Origin of the sequence: Synechococcus sp. JA-2-3B'a(2-13) (assembly GCF_000013225.1) — a bacterium.
GTDB lineage: Bacteria > Cyanobacteriota > Cyanobacteriia > Thermostichales > Thermostichaceae > Thermostichus.
In genome coordinates this window covers 2078872-2092983 of sequence record NC_007776.1, presented here as the reverse complement: position 1 = coordinate 2092983, position 14112 = coordinate 2078872, and the positions used below count along the sequence as shown (strand labels likewise).

The 14112-nt window shown below is 60.7% G+C and carries 9 protein-coding genes; 6 read left to right on the top strand and 3 right to left on the bottom strand.

Annotated features, from left to right (window positions below):
* Positions 1-95: 95 nt before the first annotated feature.
* Complete coding sequence (locus tag CYB_RS09470) at positions 96-2096, top strand: PhoX family protein (protein ID WP_238376747.1); 2001 nt, start codon at positions 96-98, stop codon at positions 2094-2096.
* Between the two features lie 166 nt (positions 2097-2262).
* Here the strand turns inward: CYB_RS09470 and ilvD are convergent, their stop codons facing one another.
* Positions 2263-3960, bottom strand: a complete 1698-nt coding sequence (ilvD, locus tag CYB_RS09465) for a dihydroxy-acid dehydratase (protein ID WP_011433574.1) — start codon at positions 3958-3960, stop codon at positions 2263-2265.
* A 373-nt stretch (positions 3961-4333) separates the two neighbouring features.
* Here ilvD and fbp point away from each other — a divergent pair, with 373 nt between their 5' ends.
* The 3 genes from fbp (at position 4334) to CYB_RS09450 (ending at position 8028) form a co-directional block, all read left to right on the top strand.
* Positions 4334-5332 (top strand): class 1 fructose-bisphosphatase, encoded by a 999-nt coding sequence (gene fbp / locus CYB_RS09460; RefSeq protein ID WP_011433573.1) that lies wholly within the window; start codon positions 4334-4336, stop codon positions 5330-5332.
* A gap of 37 nt (positions 5333-5369) precedes the next feature.
* Positions 5370-6923: a glucose-6-phosphate dehydrogenase gene (gene zwf / locus CYB_RS09455; protein WP_011433572.1), complete on the top strand. Its 1554-nt coding sequence runs from the start codon at positions 5370-5372 to the stop codon at positions 6921-6923.
* A gap of 193 nt (positions 6924-7116) precedes the next feature.
* Complete coding sequence (locus CYB_RS09450) at positions 7117-8028, top strand: tetratricopeptide repeat protein (protein WP_041436622.1); 912 nt, start codon at positions 7117-7119, stop codon at positions 8026-8028.
* A gap of 13 nt (positions 8029-8041) precedes the next feature.
* Here the strand turns inward: CYB_RS09450 and dxs are convergent, their stop codons facing one another.
* Positions 8042-9988: a 1-deoxy-D-xylulose-5-phosphate synthase gene (gene dxs, locus CYB_RS09445; protein ID WP_011433570.1), complete on the bottom strand. Its 1947-nt coding sequence runs from the start codon at positions 9986-9988 to the stop codon at positions 8042-8044.
* Between the two features lie 244 nt (positions 9989-10232).
* Between dxs and cysK the strand changes: the two genes are divergently transcribed.
* Complete coding sequence (cysK, locus tag CYB_RS09440; RefSeq protein ID WP_011433569.1) at positions 10233-11189, top strand: cysteine synthase A; 957 nt, start codon at positions 10233-10235, stop codon at positions 11187-11189.
* Positions 11190-11568: 379 nt separating this feature from the next.
* Here cysK and CYB_RS09430 read toward each other — a convergent pair whose 3' ends face one another.
* A complete protein-coding gene (locus CYB_RS09430; protein ID WP_011433568.1) occupies positions 11569-12576 on the bottom strand; it encodes a glycosyltransferase family 9 protein in 1008 nt (335 codons plus the stop codon).
* Between the two features lie 194 nt (positions 12577-12770).
* Here CYB_RS09430 and CYB_RS09425 point away from each other — a divergent pair, with 194 nt between their 5' ends.
* Positions 12771-13928, top strand: a complete 1158-nt coding sequence (locus CYB_RS09425) for a DegT/DnrJ/EryC1/StrS family aminotransferase (RefSeq protein WP_011433567.1) — start codon at positions 12771-12773, stop codon at positions 13926-13928.
* The last annotated feature ends 184 nt before the right edge of the window (positions 13929-14112 follow it).

The window sequence follows — 14112 nt, the reverse complement described above, 5'->3', positions numbered from 1 at the left end:
CGCCAAGTTTCTAAACAAAACTTGTCAAGACAAGAGGAGAAGTCAACGTGAGTATCCATTCGCATGGCCCTAAGCTTCGTCCTGGAGACGAGCCTATGTGTAACCACTCTCCCAACCCCACTTTCAGCAGCATCCTGGAGAGCCGTTTGCAGCGGCGTCAAGTGTTGCAGGGGGGAATTGCTGCGGCGGTGGCCACCTTTTTTGGCTTGCCTGCGCTGAACGGTGCTTCCAAATCGGCAAAAGCCGCCAGTGGCAGTGCTTTGCTGGGCTTCAAGGCAATTCCTGTGAGCGCGGAAGACAAACTGGTGGTGCCCGAAGGCTACACTGCCCGTCCGCTGCTGGCTTGGGGTACTCCCATCACCGGCACCTATCCACAGTTCAAGCTGGAAAACACCGGTGCCGAGCAGGGAATGCAGGTGGGCAGCCACCACGATGGCATGCACTTCTTCCCCATCGAAGGGAAGGATCCCTGGCAGGGCAGCTCCACCGAGGGTTTGCTGGTGTTTAACCACGAGTACGTCGAGCCTCGGTTTATGCATGCTGCGGCTGTGGGCCAAAAGCTGGATTCCGACTTGTATCCCACCAATCCTGACGGCAGCCGCGATCCCGACCAGGTGCTGAAAGAGCTGAATGGCCACGGGGTGAGCATTGTCCACATCAAGCAGCAGGGAGACGGCAGTTGGGAAGTGGTGCGGGATCGCCTCAACCGCCGCATCACCGGTCTTACCCTCATGGAGATCCAAGGGCCAGTGCGGGGATCCGACTTCGTGAAAACCAAGTTCAGCCCTGAAGGCACAATGACCCGGGGTACTTTGAACAACTGCGCCCACGGCGTCACTCCCTGGAATACCTACCTCACCTGTGAGGAGAACTGGGCTGGCTACTTCAGCAACACCAGCAAAGGCCCCGACCAAAAGCCCAACCTGCCCCGGGAGCACAAGCGCTACGGCGTAAGCACCGAGACTTCCCGCTACGGCTGGGAGCTGGCCAGCAACAAGGCGGACGAGTTCATCCGCTTCAATGCCACCCCCACCGCTGCGGATGCCACCCAAGACTACCGCAATGAGCCCAACACTTTTGGCTGGGTGGTGGAGATCGATCCCTTTGATCCCAGCAGCACTCCCAAGAAGCGCACCGCTCTGGGCCGCTTCGCCCACGAAGGCGTGGTGTTCCAGCCGCCGGTGGAAGGCCAGCCGATTGTGGCCTACATGGGGGACGATGCCCGCTTTGAGTACATCTATAAGTACGTCTCTGCCGAGCCCTACCGCAAGGAAACGGCGGGCGGACATCTGTTGGACAATGGCACCTTGTATGTGGCCAAGTTCAACGAAGATGGCACAGGGGAGTGGCTGCCGCTGGTGTTTGGGAAAAACGGTCTAACCCCGGAAAACGGCTTCACCAGCCAAGCAGACGTGTTGGTGAATACCCGCACGGCGGCGGATTTTGTCGGTGCTACTAAAATGGACCGGCCTGAGTGGGGAGCGGTGGATCCGCAAACCCGCATGGTCTACTTCACCCTGACCAACAACAGCCGTCGGGAACAAGACCAGGTGAACGCTGCCAACCCCCGTCCCAAAAACAAGTGGGGTCACATCATCCGTTGGAAGGAAGCCAACGACCGGCCTCAAGCCACCCGTTTCGAGTGGGATCTCTTTGTCTTGGCCGGGCCGCCGGAAGATAGCCGCAAGCTATCGGGCCAGCCCCTCAATGAAGACAACATCTTCAACTCTCCCGATGGTCTGTGGTTCGATGCCAGCCGTCGCCTCTGGATCCAGACCGACACCAGCGACAGCAATCTCAACAAAGAGGAGTTTGCGCCTTTTGGCAACAACCAAATGTTGGCTGCCGATCCGGATACAGGGGAAATTCGCCGCTTCTTGACCGGGCCAATTGGGCAAGAGATCACCGGTGTGGTCACCACTCCCGATCAGCGCACCATGTTCATCAACGTGCAGCACCCAGGCGCCAGCACCAGCGAGGACGACTTTGCTGCCGGCAAGGTCAATTCTCGCTGGCCAGACTACGACCCCAATCTCTACCCCCGCTCGGCGGTGGTGGTGATCACCAAAAATGACGGCGGGATCATCGGTACCTAGTTGTCTCTGAGGCCGTCAGCCCATAAAACCCAGCGGCAGGGATCCTTCATCTCTGCCGCTTTCTTGCACTTAACCCAGCAAGGCTGATCCCTGCAGGGTCAGGAATCTGGAGCTATCTCTCAAGTACCAATTCTCCCTCTGGGAGACGAGCCGGGGGTGAGGGAAATTAATCCCACAGGTTTAAATCCGTCACTGCCCCCAGGCTGCTGCTGGAGACCAGCTTGGCGTACTTGGCTAGGGTGCCCCGTTTGTAGCGAGGCTCAGGAGGAGACCAGCGGGCGCGGCGGCGGGCCAGCTCTTCTTCGCTCACATGCAAGTGCAACTGGCGAGCCGGGGCATCAATGGTGATGAGATCCCCTTCCTCCACCAGGGCAATCGTGCCCCCCACATAGGCTTCGGGAGCCACATGGCCCACTACCATGCCGTAGGTGCCGCCGGAGAAGCGGCCATCGGTGATCAGGCCAACGCTATCCCCCAAGCCGGCGCCGATGATGGCCGAAGTGGGCGAGAGCATCTCCCGCATGCCGGGGCCACCTTTGGGGCCTTCGTAGCGGATCACCACCACATCCCCTGCTCGGATCTGGCCGGAGAGGATGGCCTGCAGGCAGGACTCCTCTGAATCGAAGACCCGCGCCGGCCCGGTAATTTGCGGGTTCTTGACGCCGGTAATCTTGGCTACTGCTCCTTCGGGAGCCAGATTCCCCTTGAGGATGGCCAGATGCCCTTGGGGATACAGGGGGCTGTGCCAAGGGCGGATCACCTCCTGATCCGGGCTAGGCTCGTCCGGCACATCCCGCAGGACTTCGACGATGGTCTGGCCGGAGATGGTGAGGCAGTCCCCGTGCAGCAGGCCGTGGTTGAGCAGCATTTTCATCACCTGGGGGATCCCACCGGCCCGGTGCAGGTCGGTGGCCACAAACCGCCCTGAAGGCTTGAGATCGCAGAGGACAGGCACGCGAGCACGAATGGTCTCGAAATCATCTAGCGTCAGGGGCACTTCTGCCGCATGGGCAATGGCCAGAAAGTGGAGCACGGCGTTGGTGGATCCCCCTACGGCCATGATCACCGAGATGGCATTTTCAATGCTTTTACGGGTGATGATGTCGCGGGGGCGGATGTTGGCTTTGATGGCCTCTGCCAAGACCTTGGCCGATTGGGCGGCACTTTCGGCTTTCTCTTCGTCTTCTGCAGCCATGGTGGAGGAGTAGGGCAGACTCATCCCCATAGCCTCAAACGCGCTGGACATGGTGTTGGCCGTGTACATGCCGCCGCAGGATCCGGCACCGGGACAGGCATGGCGCTCCACCGCCAGCAGCTCTTCCTCGGAGATGCGCCCGGCACTGAACTCCCCCACCGCTTCAAAGGCGCTGACGATGGTGAGGTCGCGGCCATTGTAGTGACCCGGCTTGATGGTGCCGCCGTAGACGAAGATGGAGGGCACATTGAGGCGGGCCATGGCGATCATCGCCCCCGGCATGTTCTTGTCGCAGCCGCCAATGGCCAAGAGGCCATCCATGCTCTGGCCGTTGACCACCGTCTCGATGGAATCGGCAATCACTTCCCGCGACACCAGGGAGTATTTCATCCCCTCCGTGCCCATCGAGATGCCGTCGCTAATGGTGATGGTGCCGAACACCTGGGGCATACAGCCCGCCGTTCTCAAAGCCGCCTCCGCCCGCTCCGCCAGAGTTTGGATCCCCATGTTGCAGGGGGTGAGGGTGCTGTGGGCGTTGGCAATGCCGACAATGGGCTTGCCGAAGTCTTCGTCGCGAAAGCCTACGGCCCTGAGCATGGCGCGGTTGGGGGAGCGCTGTACTCCCTGGGTAACCACTTGGCTGCGCAGCGGGAAAGGGGAATTGGCCATCATTGCAAGAGGAAACCGGGACGAAGTAGGGAGAGGAGAAAAGGGGTAGAACTCATCCTACCGCGTTTCTTCGGGGGAACATGAGCTTTCCCGGAAAGAGGGATCCAAACCAAATCTGAAGCAACTCTGTAAGTTGTCTGCACCTGCGCCGAGGATCGGCCAGCCTACCTAATAGAAGGGATCCCAGGTTCCAATCGCCCTGGCAAGACCGAGTCCTTGCACTCCGGGTCAAGACGCAGGGGTCGGGGATCCCTTGTATGGGTGTTTTTCTTTCGTGTTGGCGAAGCCTCGTATGGTTCTCAGCTCTCCTCTCCCCTCGCCTGCAGTGCCCAGCAGTGCCGACCGCGTTAGCGGGACGGAGTCCTCACGGGAGATGTTGCGGGATGTGCTCACCCTCTCCCGTCATGTTTTACAGCAGTTTGGCAGTTTTACGGCAGAGGCCCAAGACTTCAGCGCCCTGATGAACCGCATTGCCCTGGCCGGCAAGATGATCGCCCGGCGGCTGAGTCAGGCAGGACTGATCGAAGGGGCGCTGGGGGTTACCGGCAGCCTCAATGTCCAAGGGGAAGAACAGCAACAGATGGATGACTATGCCAACCGGGCCTTCATTCGCGCTTTGGAGCAAACGGGCCTGGTGTGTCGGCTGGTCTCGGAAGAGATGAAAACCCCGGCTCGCCTGCCGGAAAACTGCTCCCTCAGCCGCCTGGCCCTGATGATCGATCCCCTGGATGGATCCTCCAACATTGACGCCAACCTCAGCGTCGGCTCTATCTTCTCCGTCCTTCACCCTCTTGAGGATCGCCCGGAAGCGGACAACCAAGACCTGCTGCAACCGGGCCGTCGCCAACTGGCTGCAGGATATATTCTCTACGGCCCCAGCACCCAATTGGTCTATTCCGTCGGCAAGGGGGTACACGGTTTTACGTTGGATCCCAGCTTGGGGGAATTTATCCTCTCCCGCAGCGACATCCGCATTCCTGAACGCGGCTCCGTCTACAGCCTCAACGAGGGCTATTTTTGCCAGTGGAGCGAAGGGATCCAGAACTATGTCCGGTATGTTCACCGCCGCGATGGCTACATCTCCCGTTACAGCGGCGCTCTGGTGGCGGATTTTCACCGCATTCTCCTGCAGGGCGGAGTTTACCTCTATCCCGGCACCCAGAAAAAACCGGAGGGCAAGCTGCGCCTGATGTACGAGGCCAACCCCCTGGCTTTTCTGGCCGAGCAGGCGGGCGGGGCGGCCACCACTGGCACCGAGGCCATCCTAGACATCGTCCCCCAATCTCTCCACCAACGGGTGCCCCTTATCATCGGCAGCCGCGAGAACGTGGAAGAAGTGCTGCGCTGCCTAGAGGGTTCTCTGGTGCCCTAGGTTCTTCCCAATCCTTCTCTTTGAGCCAAGCTGGCCTATGGTAACCCTGGCAGAAAACCCCCTTCGCGTTGGTCTCAACCAAGAACGCACCCCGGATCCCTGCATTGTGGTGCAGTTTGGCGCTTCTGGGGATCTGGCCGCCCGCAAGCTGCTCCCGGCCTACTATCGGCTGTTTGGGCAGCGGCGGCTGCCGCCGGAGTTTACTTTGGTGGGGGTGGCCCGCCGCGATTGGACTCACGAGGTTTATCGGGAAAAGATGCGGGCTGCCGTGCAGGAGTTTGCCCCCCAGGACTTGGGGCCGGAGGCCCTCTGGCAGGACTTCGCCAGCCGCCTGTTCTATTGCCGCCTCGATATCGGAGATGCTGAGAGCTATCTGCGCCTAAAGCAGCTGCTCAGCCAGCTGGACGAAGAGCGGGGCACCCGCGGCAACCGAGTGTTCTATCTGGCGGTGGCGCCGGACTTCTATGCCCAGGCCATCCAACAGCTGGGGGCAGCTGGCATGGTGGCCGATCCGACCAAAACGCGGGTGGTGATCGAAAAGCCCTTTGGCCACGACCTCACCTCGGCCCAGGAACTCAACCGCCTTGTGCAGCGAATTTGCCAGGAAGAGCAGATCTACCGCATTGATCACTACTTGGGCAAAGAGACGGTGCAAAACCTGCTGGTCTTCCGCTTTGCCAACGCCATTTTCGAGCCTCTCTGGAACCGCAACTACATCGACCATGTGCAGATCACCGTGGCGGAGACGGTGGGGGTGGAGGATCGGGCCGGCTACTACGACACTGCCGGCGCCCTGCGAGACATGGTGCAAAACCACCTAATGCAGATCTATTGCCTGACGGCCATGGAGCCACCTGTCTCACTGCGCAGCGATGGGGTGCGTAACGAAAAAACCAAGGTGCTGCAGGCCACCCGCCTAGCGGATCCCCGCAATGTGGCAGCCGCAGCGGTGCGGGCGCAGTACGGCCCTGGCTGGATTGCCGGCAAGCCGGTGCTGGGCTATCGGCAGGAGCCCAATGTCAATCCCCAGTCCAAAACCCCCACCTACGTCGCTCTGAAACTGGAGTGTGATACTTGGCGGTGGAAGGGGGTGCCCTTCTACTTGCGCACTGGGAAACGCCTGCCCAAGAAGGTTTCGGAGGTGGCCATTCACTTTAAGCAGGTGCCCCTTTCCCTGTTCCAATCGGCAGCTCGGGAGGTGAGCCCCAATATCCTGGTGCTGCGTATCCAACCCAATGAGGGCATCTCGTTGCGCTTTGAGGCCAAGATGCCGGGGCCAGAGATCCGCACCCGCTCGGTGGATATGGATTTCCGCTATGGGACTGCCTTTGGAGCGAGTACACCGGATGCTTACGATCGCCTGCTCCTGGATTGTCTGCTGGGGGATCCAACGCTGTTTACCCGTGCCGATGAGGTTGAAGCGGCCTGGCGGGTGGTGACGCCGGTGTTATCGGCCTGGGAGTCTGAGCCCGGCAGCGGCAATGGCGGCGGTGCTGCACCGCCTCTGTTCACCTATGAGGCCGGCACTTGGGGGCCAAAGGCTGCCGAAGATCTGCTCACCCAATCGGGGCGGCGGTGGCGGCGCCTCTGATTTGGCTGCTCTCGGCTGGTAAACCATGGCCTATCCACCTCTGTGTAAGCCGGGGCACCCTCAGCAACAGGCAGAAGAGCATGAGCAGCTCAAGAGCCCTTTCAAATGGCCGCTGCAGAAGAGAACACCAAGACGTAGGGATCCCCGGCTGTTGCAGCTAACATGGGCATGGCCTGTTTATTGCGTGGGTATCATGCCGCCACTGTTGTTCCGGTTATCCGTCCGGCCCTGGCGAGCCTTGTCGGTGGGCCTGGCAGTTGTGTTGGGGATGGGAGGGTGGAGCTCTGCCCAGGCCCAGGTGTTGCTGCACGTCCCTCTGCCCAATGGGGGCTTGATGCAGGCCCAAGCGCTACAACTGGCCACCGACTCGCTGCGGCTGGCCCAGTTTGGTCAAACGGAAGAAGCGCTGCGCCGCCTGCAACTGGCCGTGGCCATGGTGCCCAACTCCTCAGAGCTGCTCTATGTTTTGGGCAACGTCCACCTAGAACTGGGGGACTTGGAGCAGGCGATTGCCTCGTTGCAGAAGGCCCGCGCCCTGTCTCCTCAAGATGGGGCTGTTCTCTACTCGCTGGGATCGGCTTATTTGCGGCAGGGCAGCTACTTTGCCGCTGCTGAAACCCTGGAACGAGCTGTGGCCCTGCAACCGGATAACCCCAACGCTCGCTTCCAACTGGGCAATGCCTACCTCATGCTGGATCGGTGGGATGCGGCCCGGCAGGAATATGAGAAGACCTTGCAGTTGGATCCCGCCTACTGGCCGGCCATGAACAACATGGGCTTGGTGGACTATGAGCAGGGGGATCTCGACGCCGCCATCGATCGCTGGGAACGCACGATAGAGATGAACAATGCCGTAGCAGAGCCCTATTTGGCCCTGGCGACTGCCCTCTACATTCGGGGAGAAACCGAACGGGCTGAGGAACTGGGGGCAAAGGCCATGCGCTTGGATCCCAACTACGCCCGCCTGCAGGTGTTGCGGGAGAACCTGTGGCGAGAAAACCTGCTGCGAGATGTGCAGATCCTCCTGCGCACCCGCCCTGTTGCAGAAGCTCTGCAGCAAGCCGCTATCGAGCAGTTCAACCGGCGGATGGGCCTCTCAGAATAGATTCAGGATAGATTTAGGAATTGACAGTGGGAAGTTCTGCAGGGGATCCCTTGAGAACTCGTGCCTGAAACTTGGCCCGAATCCGCTCGGCAATCCCGGCACTGTTCAAGCCTAGTTCTGCCAAGGATTCCTCGGGGGTGGCGTGCTCCACCCACACATCCGGCACCCCCAAGCGCAACAAGGGCACTGCCAGGTCGGCGTCGAGCAGGGCTTCGGCCACTGCCGAGCCAAACCCACCCATGAGGCAACCTTCTTCCACCGTCACCACCAAGCGGCTCTGTTCGGCCAAAGGCAGGATCAGCTCGGTATCCAAAGGCTTGGCGAAGCGGGCATTGACCACTGTGGCTGAGATGCCGTGTTCTTTCAAGATCTCCGCCGCCTGCAGGCTGGGATGCACCATCGACCCATAGGCCAGGATCAGCACCTCGCCGCCGCTGCGCAACACCTCGGCTTTGCCGATGGGCAGGGGTTCCCACCCCTCTTCTGCCAGAGGCACCCCTACACCCGATCCGCGCGGGTAACGCATGGCGATGGGGCCCTGGGTGTACTGGATCCCGGTCACCACCATGCGCTGTAGCTCCGCTTCATCTTTGGGAGCCATTAGCACCATTTCCGGAATGCAGCGCAGATAGGCGATGTCGTACATGCCTTGGTGGGTGGGGCCATCGGCTCCTACAACTCCCGCCCGATCCAAGCAAAAGAAGACCGGCAACTTTTGGATACAGACATCGTGGATGATCTGGTCGTAGGCCCGCTGCAAGAAGGTGGAATAAATGGCCACCACTGGCCGCATTCCCTCACAGGCCATGCCAGCCGCCAACGTTACAGCGTGCTGCTCGGCGATCCCCACATCCACAAACTGATCCGGCAGCTTTTCCTTGAGCTTATCCAGGCCAGTGCCCGTATCCATAGCGGCGGTGATGCCGATGATGCGGGGATCCCGCTCGGCCAGCTTGCAGAGGGCATGGCCAAAGACCTTGCTGTAGCTGGGGGGCTTGGGCTTGGTGGGCGGGTAGGGCTTGCCGGTGGCCAGGTCGAAGCGGGATTGGGCATGATACCCCACCTGTTCCGCTTCGGCAGGCGGGTAGCCCTTGCCTTTGACGGTAGCTACATGCACCAGCACCGGGCCGGAGATGCCGTGGGCCAACTCAAAGGCATCCAACAACTCCGCCAGGTTGTGCCCGTCCACCGGCCCCACGTAGGTAAAGCCCAGCTCCTCAAAGATGATGCCTGCCTTGTTGTTTTGCACGGCGGTAACCAGCTTCACCGTTTCCTTGAGGCGGTCAATTTCCGGGCTGAGGCTGGATCCCAGTAGGGGCAGGTTCTTCAGTTGCTCTTCTAGGCTGTCGGCCAAAAACTGCACCGGCGGGCTGAGGCGCAGGCGGTTTAAATAGCGAGGGATCGCCCCCACATTGGGGGAAATAGACATGCCGTTGTCGTTGAGCACCACCATCAGGTTGGTCTTGGGCAGGTGCCCGGCGTGGTTGATGGCTTCATAGGCCATGCCTCCGGTCAGGGCACCATCCCCAATGATGGCCACCACCTTGAAGTTGTCTCCCCGCCGATCCCGAGCGATGGCCATGCCCAAAGCTGCCGAGATGCTGGTGGAAGCGTGCCCCGCCCCAAAGTGATCGAAGCGGCTCTCGCTGCGCTTCAGGTAGCCGGAAATCCCCCCCTTCTGGCGCAATGTGTGGAAATTGTGGTACCTGCCGGTGAGCATTTTGTGGGCATAAGCCTGGTGCCCCACATCCCAGATCACCTTGTCTCGATCCAGATCGAGGGTCTTGTAGAGGGCCAAGGTCAGCTCCACCACCCCCAGCCCTGGCCCCAGATGACAGCCGACCGGGGAATTGGCAGCCGTCTGCAGATGTTTGTCGCGAATCTGGCGGGCTAGGCTGCGCAACTGGCTCAGGTTCAGGTTTCGGAGCTGGTTGGGATGAGTGATGTCACTCAGGTGCATAATGGACTCGTCCTTCCGGTGTGATCTCACTCTAATTCATTTTCAGGAGGGGTTTTGTAGCCCTCCCTCTCAAAACTTCAAGGAATGCAGGGATCCCCCTTAATGCTGGGCCAAGGGCAGTGAGATCTTGAAAGGGGCACGCCAAGGAGCTTATTCAAGGGTTAGCCTCGCGTAAGGCCCTCGGTTGCTCCGGAGTTAAGGGCTAGGGCCCACTGCCGCGATGGTTTCTTCCTTTTTGTTAGCCATGAAAATCGCCGCCAACATCACCCAGCTCATCGGTCGCACCCCGCTAGTGCGGTTGAATCGGATCCCGCAATCGGAGGGGTGCCTGGCCGAGATCGTGGTGAAATTGGAGAGCTTTAACCCTGCCGCTTCGGTGAAAGACCGCATTGCCGTCAGCATGATCGAGGCTGCCGAACAGGCCGGTTTGATCACCCCCGGCAAGACCATCTTGGTGGAGCCCACCTCTGGCAATACCGGCATTGGCCTGGCCATGGCCGCTGCTGCCAAGGGTTACCGGCTCATCATCGTCATGCCTGAGAGCATGAGCCTGGAGCGGCGACTGCTGTTGAAAGCCTACGGAGCAGAGGTGCACCTGGCCAGTAGCGCCGGCGGCATGGGGGAAGCCATCTGGAAGGCTGAAGAGATCGTCCGCCGCACTCCCAACGCTTACATGTTGGGCCAGTTCACCAATCCCGCCAACCCCCGGATCCATGCCAGAACCACCGGCCCGGAAATTTGGGAAGATACCGATGGTCAAGTGGATATCCTGGTGGCAGGGGTAGGTACCGGCGGCACCATCACGGGGGCGGGCGAGTTTTTGAAGGGGAAAAACCCAGCCATTCGACTGGTGGCCGTTGAACCCAAGGCCAGTGCCGTCTTGAGTGGTGGACGGCCCGGCTTTCATCGCATTGAAGGGATCGGAGCGGGATTCGTGCCTGATGTGCTGCGGCGCGACCTGCTGGATGAGGTGATCCCAGTGGAAGATGAAGAGAGCATGGTCTACAGCCGGCGCCTGGCCAAAGAAGAAGGGATCCTCTCCGGCATTTCCACTGGGGCTGCCTTGGCGGGAGCCATCCAGGTGGGGCGGCGACCGGAAAACGCTGGCAAGCGGATTGTAATGATCCAGCCTAGTTTTGGGGAACGCTACCTGAGCACACCTCTTTTTCGCGACTTGGAGCGGGATTCCGATTCGAGATGACGATGATGCTGAGACTGCTGCCCTACAGGTCGCCCTGGCCCAGAGGGCGAGCTAGCATGGGTGAGAGTGACGTGGCGGAACGGCAGACGCGCTAGACTTAGGATCTAGTGCCGCAAGGCGTAAGGGTTCAAGTCCCTTCGTCCGCATGAGAATCCCCTACTTCCCCAGCCCCTTTCCCCCAAGAGGGCAGAAGTTCCCCCGGTCAACAGCAATGCTGACTGCCTTACGGTCGCTCGCCAGCAAGCCTAGGAGAGCCAAGGTGACAAAGCAAGCTCTCCCGCCGGCTAAAAGCAGACAGGGACACATCTCCCAGGCTAGAAGGCTTCTCGGTCCGCCTGCAGAGAAACTGGACTGGGTTGCTGCCACGAAAACCTTGGCTCTAGGCCGGAAAGATCACCTGCAGAATTTGCTCGGGGGCAATCGACTCCACCTTCCCATCGGCCCCCTTGACCGCCCGAAACGGCCCCTCTGAAGGCAGCAACCGCAGCGGGTCGGTGGGCCCAAACAACGCCACCAGCGGCGTCTGCACCGCCACCGCCAAATGCATGGGAGCGCTATCGGCGCACAACAGCAGCGTTGCCCCACCAATCAAGGCCGCCAGCTGCCCCAGCCGGACAGGACGGCTCACCGGCAGCTCCGGCAGTTGCGCCAGAAAGCCCTCCGCCAGCTGCTCATCCTCTGGCCCCACCACCAGCACCAACGGCAGCTCCGGCCGCTGCTCCCGAAAACCCTTGATGACCTTGACCCAGTTGGCAGAGGGATAGATCTTCTGAATTCCCTTCTCCTGCGACAGCTGGCTGGCCCCCGGATGCAACAGCACATAATCTTGGGCGGCATCCCCCAAAAGGCGCTTGCGTTCCTGCTCTGCCCACTCCAGGTCTGCTTTTTTCAGACGAATCTGGGGCAACCCCGCCGGCGCAGCAATGCCAAACCCCTGCACCAGGTCGTGGTACATCTGGGCCGCATACTGGGCCGGCTTCAGGGGCACCGGGTCGGTCAGCCAAGGTCGCCCCGGCCCCGGCGGCGCATAGCCCACTCGCTTGGGAATGCCGGTCAGCCACAACAACAGCTTCACCCCCAAGCTTCGGCCCAGGCTCAGCACCCCGTCATACTGCCGCTCGCGAATCCGCCCCAGCAGGTCGCTGAGATCCCCCAACGACAGCTGTTCTTTGAACGGAAAAGTCAGCACCCGACTCACCGAAGGGCAAACCTCATAAGCCCCTGCTGCCCGCGGCTCCACAACCACCTCCAGCTCCGCCTCCGGGAAGCGCTGCCGCAAACTGGCCAGGGCGGGGAAAAACAAAATCTGGTCACCAATCCCGCCCGGCACCAAAGCCAGAATCCGAGGTGCCAAAGGGGCTTTAGCTGCTGGAGAAACCGCCTGCATAAAGCATCCTGTAGAAAGCTGTATCCAGCCTAGGGGATCCCCGCTTACTCTATCTCAGATTGGGTGGATAGATTCAGGGCCAGCTCGACCCGCGGAAGACAAACCCCAGAACCCTTCTGGCCCAGAGCGTTGTGTACACAGGCTCTCATCCGCGATGATGGGCTGTGGCCGCCACCTTCTCCAAAGGCAGCACCATGACGGAGGAGCCGATTCCGCTGCTGGATTTGACGGGGCAGTACCGCGCTTTGGCCGGGCTGTTGCAGCCGCAGCTGGAAGCGCTGCTGGCCTCTGGCCAGTACATCGGCGGGGCGGCGGTGCAGCGCTTTGAGGAGCAGTTTGCCCAGTTTTTGGGGGGTGGCCCCCTGGAGGCCGTCGGCTGCAATTCCGGCACCGATGCCTTGGTGTTGGCTTTGCAGGCTTTGGGCATCCAGGCGGGGGATGAGGTGCTCACCAGTGCCTTTAGTTTTTTTGCCTCGGCTGCCGCCATCAGCCGGGTGGGGGCGCGTCCGGTGTTTGTGGATGTGGATCCGTGCACCTTTAACCTGGATCCGCAGCTGCTGGAAAGGAGCATCTCCTGCCGCACCAAGGCGGTGGTGGTGGTGCATTTGTTTGGGCAGGCGGCCAACATGACCCAGATTCTGGCTATTGCCCGGCGGCACGGCTTGGCGGTGGTGGAAGATTGTGCCCAGGCGGTGGGGGCCTGCTGGGGGGGCAGGCCGGTGGGCACGTGGGGAGAGGTGGGCTGCTTCAGCTTTTTTCCCACCAAGAATCTGGGTGCGGCTGGGGATGGGGGGGCGGTGGTGACGCGGGATCCCCAACTGGCCAGGCGGGTGCGGGCTCTCAGGGAGCATGGGCAGACCCGTCCGTACCACCACGAGCATTTGGGTCTCAACAGCCGTTTGGATGCGCTGCAGGCGGTGATTCTCTCGGTGAAGTTGCCTTATCTGCGGGAGTGGAACTGGCGGCGGCAGGGGATTGCGGAGTGTTACCACCGCTTGCTGCAAGGGATCCCGGGCTTGATGTTGCCCCAGGTGGGGGTGGGGGGGAACTCGGTGTGGCACCAGTACACGGTGCGGGTGGTGGGTTCTGAGGCGACGGATGGGCGGCGGCGGGACTATTTGCAGCAGGGTCTGAAGGAGCGGGGCATTGGCAGTCGGGTTTACTATCCTCTGCCATTGCCGCTGCAGCCGGTGTACCGAGGGCTGGGCTACCGGCGGGGGGATCTGCCCAATGCCGAGCTATGTGCGGCTCAGGTGTTGTCTTTGCCGTGTTTTCCTGAGTTGACCACCTGTCAACAAGAGCGGGTGGCTGCGGCCATTGCTGAAATCCTCTCAGAAAAAACCTGCCCGTAGCACTCAGTTATGTCTGCCTTATGGTCATTTCGATTCAAACTAGAACACTGCACCCACGCCCACAGTCATTTTAAATAAGAATGAAACGAAATGAAACATTTCCATCCCATTGCTTCCCAACTCCCCTCTCCCTCTGGGAAGAGGACTGGGGGTGATCTCGGAAGCGGTATGGAGCGCTTGGGGA